Here is a 2,289-nt window from a genome sequence, read left to right on the forward strand (position 1 = left end):
GTTCACGCTCCAGCGCACCTTTGGCGCGTGCCAGCTCCTGCAGGCGGTTCTGTTGTTCCAGCAGCGCGTCCTGCTGCATCTGGAGTTGGGCCTCGGATACGAAGCGCTCATCCACCAGCTTTCGATAGCGCTCAACTGCCGCGCTGGCGTTGTTGACGCGCTGCTGCTGCGTGGCCATTTGCGAGGCTAAGGTACCGATTTCCTCGATGGTGCTGCGTATCTGGGCCGCGATGCTGTCGCGGTCAATCCGATTGATTGATCCCTGTTTAAGGAGGCTGGTTTTCAGCAGGACCCGACGGCGCTCCAGCGTCTGCAGCGCCAGCGCCTCCGCGCTTGCGGCGTCAGCTACCGCGTGATCGGAACTGATCGTATACAACCGTGCGCCGCGCCGCACGACGTCGCCTTCGGCAACATAGCGCGCCTGCACGATCCCGGCTTGTGGAGCAGCGACCGTGATCAGGCCCAGGTCAGGAACCAGATATCCAGACACGTGCTCGTGGCGTGTGTACTGGGCGGCGCAGGCATAGATCAGCAGCGCTGCGGTCAATCCGGCCACGCTATAAGTGCACACGCGCCAAGAAATAGGACGAATCATTAGCGCCTCGCCCAAGTGTTTGTCTTGCTGTGCCGCCAAGGCCTCGGCCCTAAATAGAGATTTAGACATTAGTTGCCTTTACAGATGATGGTGTAAGACCTTGAGAGCCAGCCTGGCCGTGATGCCCTTCATTGGTGATTAGCGAAAATACTGCAGTTCTGTTTTTTTAAGCGCTACGAAATTTTTAGATTCGGCTGATGCTAATTATTGCTTCGTAAAAATTTAGTTGTTTGTTCTGCATCAAATAATGTGCCGATATTTTCTCGTTTGGCAGGAACTTTAGTTAATATATTCCTGCCATCGCCTCTTTGTGAAGGCGCCAGGCAGCGTTGGGTTATGGCCGGGGCACTATTGTGTATGATTTTTTAAGGAGATGAGAGTGGAAGCAATCACACTGGAAGAAATGGATGCCGTATCGGGTGGCGCGGGAGATAGATCATGGATCTATTCTATTGGGCGAACAATCGGTAATATCTTGGGCGCAGGTATAGCGACGCAATATACGGTTGATGCCCAAGATAATTTCATGCTCAGCGCGCTTCAATACGGTGCCTGATGCGTTTCGATAATTATCGTATAGGGGTAAATATGGAGCAGCTAAATACCACTGAGGTAGATCTCGTTTCTGGTGGAGGAAAAGCAGGCGGAGCTGTCAAGGGGATTTATTTCGTAGGATACGTCATCGAGTTCCTCCAAGGGGTATACGACGGTGCCAAAGAAACCTACCGTCCCCCACCTCAGCCTGAGCAGCAGGCCAAGTAAGTTTTTGTGCTCCCGCCCATGTGTGCGGGGGCGTTTGGAGGAATAGTCCGATGAAACATCAACTTCCCAGTTGTCGCCGCACCGATGCTTCATGCGCCGTGGAGGAGCTACCGCCAATCCTTATTCCAGGGCTGAAAGCGGATCCGACCATCGGCAAAGCAGCAATTGTTGGTGCACTGTTTTGTTTTTTTTCAGTTCCGTTGGTCATCGCCTATACGCTGTTAGAGTCCCATTTTTCGCCCAAAGAATCGCCTATAGACCCTGCGAATTGGCCTTTATATGCAGTTCTCGCAATCTTTTTGGCGCCATGGCTGGAAACTGCATTTTTTCAGCGTTTCGTGATGGAGGGGATTGGTTATGTTAGCCGCATACGGCGATTTATGGGCGTAGCAATCAGTGCTACGCTATTTGCTGCTGGTCACCTCAGTTATAACGCACCGCTACTTCACCTGGTGGCTGGGATTATGTTTTCGTGCATTTATTTATGGAGCAGGGGGGCGGGGAAAGGCATCGCGACCGCTGCCACTGCATCAGCGCATTTAGCGCACAATACCGTACTCGTTGTACTTGTAACTTGGGACCCGTTTTAGTCGAGCTGTCGTAGCATTCTGCAATTTGCCTGACGATGGCATAACAGGTATTTGACGACTTGGAAGAAATGCTCGACCTTGGCCCGCAGGCTGGCCTTGGTGTCGCACAGAAGTGGATTAATGCCATCATTGTGCCAGCGCGGCGCCGCGGCGGGACAGTAGGGATACGAATAAATCAGCGTGTCCTCAGCTGTCAAGTGGATGGCGTCCCCAGAAGTGGTGTATGAGATGTGATTCTCGAGGGCTGGGTCTCCGATCAGTTAATTGTCCAGTCCCGTCTGTTCATAAACCCGTTTTACAAATAGGTCGGGTTTCTGTTGCTGCCATAGTTTGAGCGCCTGA

Annotated in this window: 4 protein-coding genes; 3 read left to right on the plus strand and 1 reads right to left on the minus strand. The window is 52.6% G+C overall.

Annotated features, from left to right (window positions below; all coding sequences use genetic code 11):
• Window positions 1–547: HlyD family secretion protein (locus ACLB1G_RS27910; protein WP_491630538.1), on the minus strand; the 547-nt coding region annotated here is incomplete at its 3' end.
• A gap of 427 nt (window positions 548–974) precedes the next feature.
• Here ACLB1G_RS27910 and ACLB1G_RS27915 point away from each other — a divergent pair.
• Genes ACLB1G_RS27915 through ACLB1G_RS27925 form a run of 3 tightly spaced genes read left to right on the plus strand, consistent with a single transcriptional unit; the run spans window position 975 to window position 1,947 of the window.
• Window positions 975–1,151 (plus strand): hypothetical protein, encoded by a 177-nt coding sequence (locus ACLB1G_RS27915; protein WP_491630539.1) that lies wholly within the window; start codon window positions 975–977, stop codon window positions 1,149–1,151.
• Entirely contained in the window at window positions 1,151–1,357 is a 207-nt protein-coding gene (locus tag ACLB1G_RS27920) for a hypothetical protein (RefSeq protein WP_491630540.1), read from the plus strand. Before ACLB1G_RS27915 ends, ACLB1G_RS27920 begins: the two co-directional genes overlap by 1 nt.
• 50 nt (window positions 1,358–1,407) lie before the next feature.
• On the plus strand, window positions 1,408–1,947 hold the full coding sequence (locus tag ACLB1G_RS27925; RefSeq protein WP_491630541.1) for a CPBP family intramembrane glutamic endopeptidase: 540 nt from the start codon (window positions 1,408–1,410) through the stop codon (window positions 1,945–1,947).
• Window positions 1,948–2,289 lie beyond the last annotated feature (342 nt).

The organism is Duganella kummerowiae (assembly GCF_053572355.1).